Annotated in this window: 14 protein-coding genes; 7 read left to right on the top strand and 7 right to left on the bottom strand. The window is 66.6% G+C overall.

Annotated elements, in window-relative coordinates; translation table 11 throughout:
• Positions 1–13 precede the first annotated feature (13 nt).
• Entirely contained in the window at positions 14–1,114 is a 1,101-nt protein-coding gene (locus tag KM176_RS09095) for a site-specific DNA-methyltransferase (RefSeq protein ID WP_202397671.1), read from the top strand.
• A 121-nt stretch (positions 1,115–1,235) separates the two neighbouring features.
• Here KM176_RS09095 and KM176_RS09100 read toward each other — a convergent pair whose 3' ends face one another.
• Complete coding sequence (locus KM176_RS09100; RefSeq protein WP_160891103.1) at positions 1,236–1,544, bottom strand: darcynin family protein; 309 nt, start codon at positions 1,542–1,544, stop codon at positions 1,236–1,238.
• Positions 1,545–1,714: 170 nt separating this feature from the next.
• Between KM176_RS09100 and KM176_RS09105 the strand changes: the two genes are divergently transcribed.
• Positions 1,715–2,236, top strand: coding sequence for a TetR/AcrR family transcriptional regulator (locus tag KM176_RS09105; RefSeq protein WP_160891102.1), 522 nt, complete (start codon positions 1,715–1,717; stop codon positions 2,234–2,236).
• A gap of 1 nt (position 2,237) precedes the next feature.
• On the opposite strand, the gene KM176_RS09110 is transcribed toward KM176_RS09105, so the two are convergent.
• The gene (locus KM176_RS09110) at positions 2,238–3,056 is read right to left on the bottom strand and encodes a sulfotransferase family protein (RefSeq protein WP_160891294.1); all 819 of its coding nucleotides are present in this window, start codon (positions 3,054–3,056) and stop codon (positions 2,238–2,240) included.
• 134 nt (positions 3,057–3,190) lie between these two features.
• On the opposite strand from KM176_RS09110, the gene KM176_RS09115 reads away from it, so the two are divergent.
• The 4 genes from KM176_RS09115 to polA all read left to right on the top strand — a co-directional run bounded on the left by KM176_RS09115 (position 3,191) and on the right by polA (position 8,527).
• Positions 3,191–4,768: a DUF5928 domain-containing protein gene (locus KM176_RS09115; RefSeq protein ID WP_160891101.1), complete on the top strand. Its 1,578-nt coding sequence runs from the start codon at positions 3,191–3,193 to the stop codon at positions 4,766–4,768.
• An 8-nt stretch (positions 4,769–4,776) separates the two neighbouring features.
• A complete protein-coding gene (locus KM176_RS09120; protein WP_160891100.1) occupies positions 4,777–5,157 on the top strand; it encodes an HIT domain-containing protein in 381 nt (126 codons plus the stop codon).
• A gap of 99 nt (positions 5,158–5,256) precedes the next feature.
• A complete protein-coding gene (locus KM176_RS09125) occupies positions 5,257–5,445 on the top strand; it encodes a zinc-finger domain-containing protein (RefSeq protein ID WP_160891099.1) in 189 nt (62 codons plus the stop codon).
• A 271-nt stretch (positions 5,446–5,716) separates the two neighbouring features.
• Positions 5,717–8,527 (top strand): DNA polymerase I, encoded by a 2,811-nt coding sequence (gene polA, locus KM176_RS09130; protein WP_160891098.1) that lies wholly within the window; start codon positions 5,717–5,719, stop codon positions 8,525–8,527.
• Positions 8,528–8,597: 70 nt separating this feature from the next.
• Here polA and KM176_RS09135 read toward each other — a convergent pair whose 3' ends face one another.
• Complete coding sequence (locus tag KM176_RS09135) at positions 8,598–9,008, bottom strand: MerR family transcriptional regulator (RefSeq protein WP_160891097.1); 411 nt, start codon at positions 9,006–9,008, stop codon at positions 8,598–8,600.
• Positions 9,009–9,092: 84 nt separating this feature from the next.
• On the opposite strand from KM176_RS09135, the gene KM176_RS09140 reads away from it, so the two are divergent.
• Entirely contained in the window at positions 9,093–10,043 is a 951-nt protein-coding gene (locus KM176_RS09140) for a cation diffusion facilitator family transporter (RefSeq protein ID WP_160891096.1), read from the top strand.
• Here the strand turns inward: KM176_RS09140 and KM176_RS09145 are convergent.
• From KM176_RS09145 to KM176_RS09160, 4 genes are all read right to left on the bottom strand, one after another.
• Entirely contained in the window at positions 10,040–10,759 is a 720-nt protein-coding gene (locus tag KM176_RS09145; RefSeq protein WP_160891095.1) for a helix-turn-helix transcriptional regulator, read from the bottom strand. The genes KM176_RS09140 and KM176_RS09145 overlap by 4 nt on opposite strands.
• A 9-nt stretch (positions 10,760–10,768) precedes the next feature.
• Positions 10,769–11,128 carry a VOC family protein gene (locus tag KM176_RS09150; protein WP_160891094.1) on the bottom strand — a complete coding sequence of 120 codons (360 nt, stop codon included), beginning with the start codon at positions 11,126–11,128 and terminating at the stop codon, positions 10,769–10,771.
• Positions 11,129–11,214: 86 nt separating this feature from the next.
• Positions 11,215–12,003, bottom strand: a complete 789-nt coding sequence (locus KM176_RS09155) for a hydroxypyruvate isomerase family protein (RefSeq protein ID WP_160891093.1) — start codon at positions 12,001–12,003, stop codon at positions 11,215–11,217.
• 39 nt (positions 12,004–12,042) lie between these two features.
• Positions 12,043–12,636, bottom strand: a complete 594-nt coding sequence (locus tag KM176_RS09160; RefSeq protein ID WP_160891092.1) for a DUF1285 domain-containing protein — start codon at positions 12,634–12,636, stop codon at positions 12,043–12,045.
• Positions 12,637–12,679: the final 43 nt, after the last annotated feature.

A 12,679-nucleotide genomic window follows, 5' to 3' on the forward strand; every position in this document is an offset into this window, starting at 1 on the left:
CGAGGCAGAGCAGATGATCAGAAAACCTGTAAGGGGGGCTAACATGCTCCCACTGAATAGCATTTTGTCCGGAGACTGCGTGGAGGTGATGAATTCCCTCCCGGAGAATTCGGTCGATCTGATCTTTGCCGACCCGCCCTACAACCTGCAGCTTCGCGGCGATCTGCACCGTCCCGACAACTCCAAGGTCGATGCTGTCGACGACGAGTGGGACCAGTTCGCCAGTTTCGAGGCCTACGACCGCTTCACCCGCGACTGGCTGCGCGCCGCGCGCCGGCTGCTCAAGCCCAACGGGGCGATCTGGGTGATCGGCTCCTACCACAACATCTTCCGTGTCGGCGCCGCTCTGCAGAACGAAGGCTACTGGATCCTGAACGACGTGGTCTGGCGCAAGTCGAACCCGATGCCGAATTTCCGCGGCAAGCGTCTGACCAATGCCCATGAGACGATGATCTGGGCCTCGAAATCCGAGAAGGCGAAGTACACCTTCAACTACGAGGCCCTGAAGGCGCTGAACGAGGGCACGCAGATGCGCTCGGACTGGGTGCTGCCGATCTGCAACGGCGGCGAGCGCCTGAAGGATGAAAACGGCGACAAGGCGCATCCGACGCAGAAGCCGCAATCGCTGCTGCACCGCGTTCTGGTGGGATCGACCAACCCCGGCGATGTCGTGCTGGACCCGTTCTTCGGCACCGGCACCACCGGCGCCGTCGCCAAGATGCTGGGCCGCGACTTCATCGGGATCGAGCGCGAGGAGGCCTATCGCAAGGTCGCCGAAAAGCGCATCGCCCAGGTCCGCAAGTTCGACAACGAGGCGCTGGCCGTCAGCACCGCGAAACGTGCCGAGCCGCGTGTGCCCTTCGGCCAGCTGGTCGAACGCGGCCTGCTGCGCCCCGGCGAGGAACTGTGGTCCATGAACGGGCGCCACAAGGCCAAGGTGCGCGCCGACGGCACGCTGGTCGGCGCCGATGTGAAGGGCTCCATCCACCAGGTGGGTGCCAAGCTTGAGGGCGCGCCCTCCTGCAACGGCTGGACCTACTGGTGCTTCAAGAAGGACGGCAAGCACGTCCCGATCGACCTGCTGCGCCAGCAGATCCGTTCGGAGATGAGCTGAGCCTCCGGCTTTCCTGACATGATCCGCCTGTGCTGCGGTCCCTCCGGGGGACCGCGCTGCACGCCTTGCCCTGCCGGCCTGCCGGCAGGGCCTTTTCTTTGCGCCCTCCTGTCCGAAAGGCTCAGGAGGAACGCATCATCTGGTGGCCATTTTCCAGTGTGACCACCACATCTTCCAGGCGGAACCAGGGCGTGGTGAAGACGGGGCCGTCGCGCAGATGCTCGATGGCGCGATGGAAAGCCTCGGGCGTCATGCCCTCGACCATCATCACGTCGGAACAGCGGGCCGAGAAGGCCTCGGCGTCGAAGAAGCGCACGCCGGTCAGCCCGGAGGCGGCGACGGCCTCCCAGGCGGCGGCGTCGCGGCGCGTGCGGGGGATCGCCAGGAAGGCGGGCAGGGCGGTCAGCAGCAGGAAATAGGTCTGGGTCATTGTGCGGATCCTCTGGGTGGGTCACTCTGGCGCCAAGGGTCGCGCAGGGCGGCCCGGCAGGCCACTCGCATTCCGGGAAGGGGCTGATGGAGCCGCATCCGATACCGCAAGCCGCTGTTACGACTCGGAAAACGCCCCGGCAGGCCCGGGCGAAAGCGACCTGCGACGCGGTGCTGGAAGCCGCCGCTCGCCTTCTGGAACGCGGCGGGCCAGAGGCGGTGACCACCAATGCCGTGGCCGAGCTGGCCGGAGTCTCCATCGGGTCGCTCTACCAGTACTTCCCGGGGCGGGCCGCGATTCTGGCCGAGTTGATCCGCGCCACCCGTGCCGCCCTGCTGACGGATCTGGAACGCACCTGTCTAGAGGTCCGTACCCTGCCGCTGCCGCAGGCGGTGGCACGCCTCCTGGATGTGGTGCTGGCCCATCACCTGGCGCGCCCCGCCCGAATCGCCGCGCTTGAGGCGCTGGAGGCCCCGTTGCCGCTGGCGGCAGAGACCGCGGCGCTGGATCGTCGCATCACCGGGGCCGTGGCCGCGCTGCTTGCGGCGCAGGGCGTTGCCGATCCGCAGACCGCCGCCCGCGATCTGGCCGCGATCACCCGGGCGCTGATCGACACCAGCCTGTCCGCCGGGGATCTGCCCGCTCTGCGCCCCCGGCTGGAGCGCGCATTGCACGGCTATCTCGGGCTCTGAATCAGTCGCCCAGCTTGGCGTGCACCTCGTCCAGATCGATCTCTCCGACGGGCAACTTGTTGGCAGGGTTCTCGAAATCGTAGCGGAACAGCTGAAAGTCGCGCTTGTAGATCTCGTAGACCAGATGCATCGAGAGGTCGTCGAAATAGGCCTCCACCGGGTGGGCGCGCTTCGGGCCGTGGCCCTCGCTTTCGTTGAAGCGGGGGATCTGGGCCAGATCCACCGGCACCGGGGGCGCGATCCGGTCCAGGACGGCCTGCATCCCGGTGTTGAAATCTTCGGTCCAGAAAATCGAATCGTAGCGCCCGCCATTGGCGATGAAGGTGCCGACATGACCCGACATGGCCGACCAGTGGATGTCGGGCTCCATCGGGCGGCGCCAGCGGATGGTATCGCGGACAAACAGCAGGAAGCGGCGGAAGCTGCGTATCTGGTCGAATGCCTCCTTGCCGTCCGGCCCGCCGACCTCGATCCCGTATTTCTGGATCAGCAGCGGCACCAGATTGCCGCGGTAGCGGTTGCCGTTGCGCTGGATGCCGCAGACCTTGTCGAAAAAGCTAGACAGCAGGCGGGTATAGGGGTTGCGGACGCAGGTGAAGGCCGGGGCGCTGCGGTCGCGCACGGCGGCCTCGATCACCGGCTGGCTGGCCGCCTGCGCCCATTTGTGCAGCCCCTCGGTGGCGTCGTGAATATCGCCCTCGTAGAACCGGCCATGGTCGGAATGATACAGGATCTGCCCGATGGTCGAGCAGGCGCATTTCGGGACCACCCGGTAGAGCACGCTGCCGCTTTCCGTCATCCAGGTTCCCGGGAACCCCATCGTCATGCCTCCGAACCGTGATCCCCCGATCCTAGGCGGGAAATCTTTTCCGAAGAGCAAAGATCTGCCCCGCGTTCAGCCTTGGGTAGCATTTTGACGTCAGACCTTGGGGGCCGGGAGGGAAGCCGAGGCACATGGCGAGAATCGCGTTCATACTGCTGTGCCACAAGGATCCGGAGGGGGTCATCGAACAGGCGCGCCGCCTGACGGCGGTCGGCGACTACATGGCGATCCATTTCGATGGCCGCGCCGCGCCCGGCGATTACCGCAGGATCCGTGCGGCGCTGAAGGACAACCCGAACGTCGTCTTCGCCTGGAAACGGGCGAAATGCGGCTGGGGGGAATGGTCGCTGGTGCAGGCGACGCTCTACGCCGTGCAAAGCGCCGTGGCCGCCTTTCCGAAGGCCACGCATTTCTACATGCTCTCGGGCGATTGCATGGCGATCAAGACCGCCGAATATGTTCACGACACCCTCGACCGGGAAGAGGTGGACTATATCGAAAGCTTCGATTTCTTCACGTCCGGCTGGATCAAGACCGGCCTGCGCGAGGAACGGCTGATCTACCGTCACCCGTTCAACGAACGCAGCGCGCGCCGGCTTTTCTATGCCACGCTGGCGCTGCAGCGGCGGCTGGGGCTGACCCGGGCGGTGCCGGCGGATCTGCGGATCATGATCGGTTCCCAGTGGTGGTGCCTCCGGCGCGCCACGATCGAGGCGATCCTGGCCTTCTGCCGCGCCCGCCCCGCGGTGCTGCGCTTCTTCCGCGGCACCTGGATCCCGGACGAAACCTTCTTCCAGACCCTGGTGCCGCACCTGGTCCCCGATGGCGAAATCCGCCGCCGCCCGCTGACCTTCCTGATGTTCAGCGATTACGGGATGCCGGTGACCTTCTACAACGACCATTACGGGCTGCTGCTGAACCAGGATTACCTGTTCGCGCGCAAGATCTCTCCGGAAGCGCGGCAGCTGAAGGCCCGGCTGGGCGATCTCTACGCGGCGCGGGGGATGCGCTTCCGGGTCTCGGACGAGGGGCGCCCGCTCTATCAATTCCTGACCGGCCGGGGCCGGGTCGGTCGACGCTTCGCGCCCCGCGTCTGGGAAACCGAAAGCTCCCTCGGGCGGGAGCGCGAGCTGATGATCGTGATCTGCAAGAAATGGCACGTGGCCAAGCGCCTGGTCGAACGCATCCGGGGCCGCACCGGCCTGCCGGTGGTCGAATACCTGTTCGACGAGGCCGACTGTCCGCTGCCCGATCTGGGCGGCCTTCAGGGGCGCCTGGAAAAGCGCAGCCGCCACCGCAGGGCGCTGCTGCGGATGCTCTTCGATCATCACCGCAGCCACCGGCTGGTGCTGTGCATGGATCCCTCCGGAATCGATCTGCTGCACGATTTCTGCTCGGACCGGGCGCGCACGCCGTTGCTGGAGATCGAGTGCAGCTTTTCCGAGGCCTACCTGGCCGGCCATGCCCGTCGCGTCGGCCTCGCGACCGAGGCCACGCCCCCCGAGACGCTGGCGCAGCTGCTGCCGGCGATCCGCAATGACATCCTCCATGAAGGCGACCGCATCCGCGACGCGGGCTTTGCCGGCCTGGGGCGGCTGCGCGAGGCCGCGGGAGAGGCGGAAAACGCGGCTGCCCTTGCCGAATTCCTCTCGGTATCCCATGACGAGGCACAAGAGATCCTGTCTCTGCCCCACCTGTTCCTGGATTGAGGTGCCCGATGGCCTACGATTACGACGATCAGAACATTTTCGCGAAGATCCTGCGCGGAGAGATCCCCAACAAGACGGTCCTGGAAACCGAGCACACGCTGGCCTTCGCGGATATCCAGCCGCAGGCCCCGGCGCATGTGCTGGTGATCCCGAAAGGCGCCTACGTGACCTACGACCACTTCTGCGCCGAGGCCTCGGATGCCGAGATCCTCGATTTCACCCGGGCCGTCGCCAAGGTCTGCGAGATGACGGGCGTGTCCTCCGCGACGTCGGAAGGGGCGCGGTTCATCTCCAACGCGGGGCTCCATGGCGGCCAGGAAGTGCCGCATTTCCACCTGCATATCCTGGCCGGTCGCCCGCTTGGCCCTATGCTGCAACGGGTGGGCTGAAGCTGCCCCTGCGTCGCGCCCCGGCTTGCGGGGGGCGACGGTTTCAAGCTATGCCGAAGTGACGGCCCCCCGGGGCCATGATCAGACGAGGGACTGCGGATGCCGATCAAAGCGCCTGAAACCAAGATCGTGGAAAGCTCCAAGATTGCCTGTGACGGTGGCGAGGGGGCCTTGGGCCACCCGCGCGTCTGGCTGCATATCCCCGAGGACACCGGTTTCGTCGAATGCGGCTATTGCGATGCCAAGTACATCCTGAAGGGCAGCAAGGCGGATACCGCCGAGGCCTGATCCCTTCGGTTGCCGGGCAGGGGGCTCTGCCCCCGCCGCTCCTGCGGAGCGTCTCCCCCGGGATATTTTCGGCCAGATGACAGGGAAACCTGCTCTTCATCATCTGGCCGAAAATATCCCGGGGTGAATGCCACCCGGAACGGGTGGCAGAGGGGCAGCGCCCCTGGTCCGGTCACAGTCTGCTCATCGCTTGCCGCCCTTGGTGAAGGTTGCTGGCCGCGCGCGCCGGTTCGTGGCAGAACGCGGAACGCGTGCGCACAGGAGACGAAACATGAGCGAGACCAAGAGCGGCTTCGGTAAGGGCTGTCATCTTCACCTGATCGACGGATCAGGCTTCATCTTTCGCGCCTACCATGCGCTGCCGCCGCTGACGCGCAAGTCCGATGGGGCGCCCATCGGGGCGGTCTCGGGCTTTTGCAACATGTTGCACCGCTACGTGGAGGGCAACACCGGCCCTGATGCCCCGACCCATGTCTGCGTCGTCTTCGACAAGTCCGGGCATACGTTCCGCAATGATCTCTACGACCTCTACAAGGCCAACCGCGAGGCCATGCCCGAGGACCTGCGCCCGCAGATCCCGCTGACCCGCCGTGCCACCGAGGCCTTCAACATCGCCTGCAAGGAGCTGCAGGGCTACGAGGCTGACGACATCATCGCGACCCTCGCCTGCCAGGCGCGCGAGGCCGGCGGCCGTGTCACCATCATCTCCTCCGACAAGGACCTGATGCAGCTGGTTGGTGGCGGGGTCGAGATGCTGGATGCGATGAAGAACGTCCGGATCGACCACGAGGGCGTCGAGGCCAAGTTCGGAGTCGGTCCCGAGCGTGTCGTCGACGTGCAGGCGCTGGCCGGCGACTCGGTCGACAACGTGCCCGGCGCCCCCGGCATCGGCATCAAGACCGCGGCTCTGCTGATCAACGAGTGGGGCGACCTGGAGACGCTTCTCGACAATGCCGAGAAGATCAAGCAGCCCAAGCGCCGCCAGACCCTGATCGACAACCGTGCCCAAATCGAGCTGTCGAAGAAACTCGTGCAGCTCGACTGCAATACGCCGCTCGATTTCACCCTCGACGATTTGGAGGTGAGGGACCCCGAGCCCGAGGTCCTGCTGGGCTTCCTGGCCGAGATGGAGTTCCGCACCCTTACCAAACGCCTGGCCGAGCAGATGGGCGCCGCCGCCCCTGAGATCGATGACACTCCCAGCCAGCCCGCCGCGCAGGAGGCCCCGGAGCAGCCCGCCATCGACACCGCCAGCTACCAGATGGTCAGCGATGCCGAAACGCTGCAGGCCTGGATCGAGCGCATCCGCGAGCGCGGCTATGTCGCCGTCGATACCGAGACCACGGGCCTTGACGAAATGGTCGTCGATCTGGTGGGCATCTGCCTGGCCACCGATCCGGGGCAGGCCTGCTACATCCCGCTGGCCCACAAGGCCGAGGGGGGCGAGGGGCTCTTTGCCTCCGATGACCTGGCTCCCGGCCAGATGCCGCTGGACGCGGCGCTGAAGATGCTGAAGCCGGTGCTGGAAGATGGCAGCATCCTCAAGATCGGCCAGAACATGAAATACGACGCCAAGATCCTGAAACGCTACGGGATCGACGTCGCGCCCTTCGATGATACCATGCTGATCAGCTACGCGCTGAACGCCGGGCTTCACACCCATGGCATGGATGCCCTATCGGAACGCTACCTCGGCCATGTGCCGATCCCCACGAAAGAGCTTCTGGGCAGCGGGAAAAGCCAGATCACCTTCGATCTGGTCCCCCTCGACAAGGCCACCGCCTACGGGGCCGAGGATGCCGATGTCACCCTGCGTCTCTGGCAGGTGCTGAAACCCCGCCTGCATCGCGAAAAGGTCGCCACCGTCTACGAGACCCTCGAACGTCCGCTCGCCCCCGTGCTGGCCGAGATGGAGATGCACGGCATCAAGGTCGACCGCGACACGCTCTCGCGCATGTCGAACGCCTTCGCGCAGAAGATGGCGGGGCTCGAGGCCGAGATCCACGAACTGGCCGGGGAAACCTTCAACGTCGGCTCCCCCAAGCAGCTGGGCGAAATCCTGTTCGACAAGATGTCGCTGCCGGGCGGCAAGAAGGGCAAGACCGGCGCCTATGCCACCGGCGCCGACATCCTCGAGGATCTGGCGACCGAACATGAACTGCCGGGCCGGGTGCTGGACTGGCGCGCCCTGTCGAAGCTGAAATCGACCTATACCGACGCGCTTCAGGAACACATCAACCCCGACACGGGCCGCGTCCATACCTCCTACCTGCAGACCGGTGCCAACACGGGCCGCCTGTCCTCGACCGATCCGAACGTCCAGAACATCCCCGTGCGCTCCGAAGAGGGCCGCCGCATCCGCGAGGCCTTCATCGCGGATCAGGGCAAGACCCTCGTCTCGCTCGACTACAGCCAGATCGAACTGCGCATCCTGGCGCATGTGGCCAGGATCGATTCGCTGAAGCAGGCCTTCCACGAGGGCCAGGACATTCACGCCGCCACCGCCTCCGAGGTCTTCGGCGTCCCCCTCGATCAGATGACCCCCGAGATCCGCCGCCAGGCCAAGGCGATCAACTTCGGCGTCATCTACGGCATCTCGGGCTTCGGGCTCGCGCGCAATCTGCGCATTCCCCGGGCCGAGGCGCAGGGCTTCATCGACCGCTACTTCGAACGCTTCCCCGGCATCCGCGAATACATGGACCAGACGGTGGCCTTCGGGCAGGAACATCTCTTCGTCCAGACCCTCTTCGGCCGCAAGATCCACACGCCCGAGATCGCCGCCAAGGGCCCCCGCGCGGGCTTTGCCAAGCGTGCGGCCATCAATGCGCCGATTCAGGGCACCGCCGCCGACATCATCCGCCGCGCCATGATCCGCATGCCCGAGGCGATCGCCGGGATCCCGGCGAAGATGCTCCTCCAGGTCCATGACGAACTGGTCTTCGAGGTCGACAAGGGCGCCGAAGAGGCCCTCATCAAGGCCGCCCGCGATGTCATGGAAAACGCCGCGGAACCCGCGATCCATCTCGACGTGCCGCTGGTGGTCGACGCGGGCCAGGGCGCCAACTGGGCCGAGGCGCACTGACGCCCCTTCATTTTCTTGTTCCAAATACCTCGGGGGAGCGCCGCAAGGCGCGGGGGCAGAGCCCCCCTCCTCAGTGTTCCCCCAGGCACTGCCCATGGTCGCCAAGCGCCGCGATCAGCCCGCAGGGCTCGCCGGGGCCGTGGTCGCAGACCTCGGACAGCCGCGCCAGCTCCGTCTCCAGCCGCTGCAACCGGGCGATCCGCGCCCGGGTCTCCTCCAGGTGCCGCCGGGCGATCAGGTGGGCATCGGTACAGTCCCGGCCCCGGTCGCTCAGCTCCAGCAGGTGGCGGATCGCCTCCAGCGACAGGCCCAGCTCGCGCCCGTGGGCGATGAACTGCAGCCGTTCCAGCCCGGCGCGCCCGTAGCGGCGCTGGTTGCCCTCGGTGCGCTCTTCCGGTGCCAGCAGGCCCGCACCCTCGTAATAACGGATCGTCGGCACCTTGACGCCGGTGGCGCGCGACAGCTCTCCGATGGAAAACATGACTTTCCCTCTTGAAGCTCTAGTCGCTAGAGGTCCTATCCTGTTGTGCGACACTCCTGCAAGACACCGATCCGGAACGAACAGATGCCGCATGACCACGACCACCACCACGGCCATTCCCATGGCCACGGGCACCACCATCATCACCACCATGACGTCGACCTGGGCGGCGACCGGCGGCTGGCCTGGGCGGTGGCAATCAACATCCTGCTGACAGTGGTGCAGATCGTCGCCGGGCTTTTCGCGGGCTCGCTGGCGCTGATCGCCGATGCGGTGCACAATCTCTCTGACGCGCTTTCCATGGTCATCGCCTGGGCGGCGCGCCGGATCGCCCGGCGCCCCGCCGATGCCTCCATGACCTTCGGCTATGGCCGGGCCGAGGTCGTCGCCGCCCTGATCAACTATACCACGCTGATCACCATCGCGGTGCTGCTGGGCTTCCAGGGCATCGAAAAGCTTTTCGCCCCGGAAGAGGTGCAGGGCTGGACCGTGGTGGTGGTCGCCGCCGTGGCGCTGGTGATCGACACCGGCACCGCGCTGCTGATCCTGCGCCACGCCAAGGAGGGGGTGAACATGCGCGCGGCCTTCCTGCACAACGTCGCCGATGCGCTCGGCTCCGTCGCGGTGATCGTCGGTGGCGTGCTGATCCTGCTCTACGACTGGCGTCTGGTGGATCCGATCGTCACCCTGGGCATCTCGGCCTACATCCTGTGGCACGCGGGATCCGAGATCGGGCCGGTGATCCGCCTGCTGATGCTGGGCAGCCCCGAGAGCCCCACCGTGGAGGAGGTCGCGGGCCTGATCCGTGCGACCGACGGCGTGCGCGATGTCCACCACCTGCACCTGTGGCGGATGCAGGAGCACGAGGTGGCGCTGGAGGCCCATGTGGTGCTGGAAGAGGGCGGCGATCCGGCAGGCCCGGCGCGGACAACGCTGAAGGCCCGCCTGCAGGAGCAGTTCGGCCTGAGCCATATCACCATCGAGATCGAGACCCCCGGCCAGGCCTGTCCCGATGCCCGGCTGATCGGCCACTAGATCCGGCGCGGCTCCAGCGCGCCCTCGGGGATCCGCCCCAGCCGCCGTTCCCGGGCATAATAGGCGGCCAGCCCCTTGTCGGGATCGGGCGGAAAGACGGGGCCTTCGGTCATCTCGGCAATCCGGTCCAGCCGGAAGGTGCGGAAATCCTGGCGCAGCTCGCACCAGGCCACCAGGGTCCAGACCTTGCCCCAGAAGAACAGCCCCAGCGGGCGCACCACGCGGTCGCTGGGGCTGCCGTTTTCATCGGCATAGGCCAGGGTCAGGCGGTGGCGGGCGTGGCTGGCGGCCTCGATCCGGTCCAGCCTGTGGCGCAGCGCCTCGGGCAGGGTGGCAAAGCCCGGCGCATGGACCGAGACGGACTGCGCCCGGCTGCGCACCGCCTCGGGCAGCACCGCGTCGATGCGCGAAAGCGCCTCTTCCGCCGCCGCCGCCATGCCGATGCCGCCCCAGGCCCGGATCATCCGCGCGCCCGCGACCAGGGCCACGATCTCCTCGGCGGTGAACATCAGCGGCGGCAGGTCGTAGCCCGCGCGCATCACGTAGCCCACGCCCGCCTCGCCCTCGATCGGCACGCCCGAGCCGATCAGGTCGGCCACGTCGCGGTAGATGGTGCGCAGCGAGACCTCCATCCGCTGCGCCAGCTCGGCGCCGGTGACAAGCTGACCGCCCCGCAGATGCTGGACGATGCGAAACAGGCGGTCTGCGCGGCGCATGAGCTCTCCTTACGCGGCCTTGGGCTCGAACAGGCCGATGCGGTTGCCGTCGGGATCGCGGATCATCCGGTAGCGCCCCGGCGGGATCTCGATCACCGGGCCGTCGATCCGTGCCCCGGCGGCTTCGGCGCGGGCCAGCGCGGCCTCCAGCGCATCGGGCACCATCAGGTGGATGACATTGCCCGTCCCGTTGCCCACCGGCCCCTCCACCAGGTCGCCGCCGACACCGCCCTGCCCGAAGGGGGCCACGCGATCGGGCCCCATCATCATCGGCGAGGTGTTCCAGTGGAAGACGGCATTGTAGAAGTCGATGGCGGTTTCCAGGTGGCGGACCGGGATCTCGGTCCAGATGACGCTCTTGCTGATCATGGCAGGTCTCCTGCGTTCGGGTTGCGATGCGGATCTTGTCGCACAGCCCTGCTGACAGCCTGCCGTCAGCAGCCTTTGCCCGATTGTCACGCCGGCCGCTTCAGCCCTTCGGCGGCGCGGGCGGCCTCCAGCCAGCCCAGCCCCTCGGAGGTGCGCCTCCGGGGGCGGTAATCGGCGCCGACCCAGCCCGTGTAGCCCGAGGCCCCGAGCGCCGCGTAGAAGGCGGCAAAGTCGATCTCTGCGCCCTCGTCGGGTTCACCCTGGTCGGGAACGCCTGCCACCTGCACATGGCCGACATGGGCGCCGAAACGCGTCCAGCTGGCCAGCACGTCGCCGGTGATCCGGTGCACATGGTAGGTGTCGAATTGCAGAGAGAGGTTGGGCGCATCCACCGCCTCCAGCACCTCCATCGCCAGGCGGAAGCTGCACATGAAATAGCCCGGCAGATCCTCGGCATTCATCGGCTCGATGGTCAGGCTTTGCTCGGGCGCATGGGCGCAGGCCCATTTCAGGTTCGCCACCATGGTGTCCAGCGCCTGGTCGCCCCAGGCGGCCCCCGACATGACATGGATATGCTCGGCCTTCAGGGTCTGGGCATAGCGCAGCGCGCGGCGGAAATCGTGCTGGAAGCGCTGCTGCCCGCCCGGCACCGCCGCAAAACCCGAGGTGCCGCCGGTGTAGTTCGGCGGCGGGGCGTTGATCAGCACCAGCGGCAGACCGGTGCGCCCAAGGGCATTGCGGATCTCCATCGCCGGGCTGTCGTAGGGAAACTGCACCTCGACCGCATCGAAACCGGCCTCGGCGGCGGCGGTGACGCGATCCGGCAGGGCCAGCTCGGTGAAGAGGTTGGTCAGATTGGCGGCAAATCTCGGCATCACGACGTCTCGGGAGGAACGCTCCGACGATAGGCGCCCTCAGGAACCGGTCAACTCATTCGCGGGAATGATCGGGAAAAACTGCCCGCCCGAGCGGATGCCGAACCAGTCGGCGCCCTCATGTGCCTCGGTGGTCCCCAGTTCGACCAGCCGGTAAAAGCTCTTGCGGTCGATCAGCGCTTCCAGCCGGTCGCGCACCAGCACGTAGGGCGCGGGCTCTCCGGTGTCGGGATCGCGGGTGACGCGGAGCGGGTGATCGGACCCGGCGCCGGCGCTGTCGCCGACATTGGTCACGAAGGTCAGCACCTGGTCGGGCCCCTGGTGCGAGACCTCGAAATCCACCGCGACGAAGGGCGCATCCTCGACCGTGAGGCCGACCTTCTCGACGGGGGTGACCAGAAAGTAGGCATCGCCATCCCTGCGCAGGATGGTCGAGAACAGCCGCACCATCTCCGGACGGCCAATGGGTGTCCCCTGGTAGAACCATGTCCCGTCCCGCGCGATCCGCATGTCCAGGTCGCCGCAGAAGGGCGGATTCCAGCTGTGAACCGGCGGAAGACCGCGGCCTTTTGCTGCCCTAGCGGAACGCAGGATGCTGTCGGCACTTACTTTCGGGCTATCATTGGACGACATTGGTTTGGACGTTAACCTTCTCAGGCGTACAGTTTGATACAAA

The organism is Pseudooceanicola endophyticus (assembly GCF_018760365.1).
Classification (GTDB): domain Bacteria; phylum Pseudomonadota; class Alphaproteobacteria; order Rhodobacterales; family Rhodobacteraceae; genus Pseudooceanicola; species Pseudooceanicola endophyticus.

What these genes read in the sequence shown, in the direction of transcription:
- KM176_RS09095 (WP_202397671.1), top strand. Translation starts at nt 14, where the DNA reads ATGATCAGAAAACCTGTAAGGGGGGCTAACATGCTCCCACTGAATAGC.
- KM176_RS09100 (WP_160891103.1), bottom strand. Translation starts at nt 1,544, where the DNA reads ATGACCCAGACCTATTTCCTGCTGCTGACCGCCCTGCCCGCCTTCCTG.
- KM176_RS09110 (WP_160891294.1), bottom strand. Translation starts at nt 3,056, where the DNA reads ATGGGGTTCCCGGGAACCTGGATGACGGAAAGCGGCAGCGTGCTCTAC.
- KM176_RS09115 (WP_160891101.1), top strand. Translation starts at nt 3,191, where the DNA reads ATGGCGAGAATCGCGTTCATACTGCTGTGCCACAAGGATCCGGAGGGG.
- KM176_RS09120 (WP_160891100.1), top strand. Translation starts at nt 4,777, where the DNA reads ATGGCCTACGATTACGACGATCAGAACATTTTCGCGAAGATCCTGCGC.
- KM176_RS09125 (WP_160891099.1), top strand. Translation starts at nt 5,257, where the DNA reads ATGCCGATCAAAGCGCCTGAAACCAAGATCGTGGAAAGCTCCAAGATT.
- polA (WP_160891098.1), top strand. Translation starts at nt 5,717, where the DNA reads ATGAGCGAGACCAAGAGCGGCTTCGGTAAGGGCTGTCATCTTCACCTG.
- KM176_RS09135 (WP_160891097.1), bottom strand. Translation starts at nt 9,008, where the DNA reads ATGTTTTCCATCGGAGAGCTGTCGCGCGCCACCGGCGTCAAGGTGCCG.
- KM176_RS09140 (WP_160891096.1), top strand. Translation starts at nt 9,093, where the DNA reads ATGCCGCATGACCACGACCACCACCACGGCCATTCCCATGGCCACGGG.
- KM176_RS09145 (WP_160891095.1), bottom strand. Translation starts at nt 10,759, where the DNA reads ATGCGCCGCGCAGACCGCCTGTTTCGCATCGTCCAGCATCTGCGGGGC.
- KM176_RS09150 (WP_160891094.1), bottom strand. Translation starts at nt 11,128, where the DNA reads ATGATCAGCAAGAGCGTCATCTGGACCGAGATCCCGGTCCGCCACCTG.
- KM176_RS09155 (WP_160891093.1), bottom strand. Translation starts at nt 12,003, where the DNA reads ATGCCGAGATTTGCCGCCAATCTGACCAACCTCTTCACCGAGCTGGCC.
- KM176_RS09160 (WP_160891092.1), bottom strand. Translation starts at nt 12,636, where the DNA reads ATGTCGTCCAATGATAGCCCGAAAGTAAGTGCCGACAGCATCCTGCGT.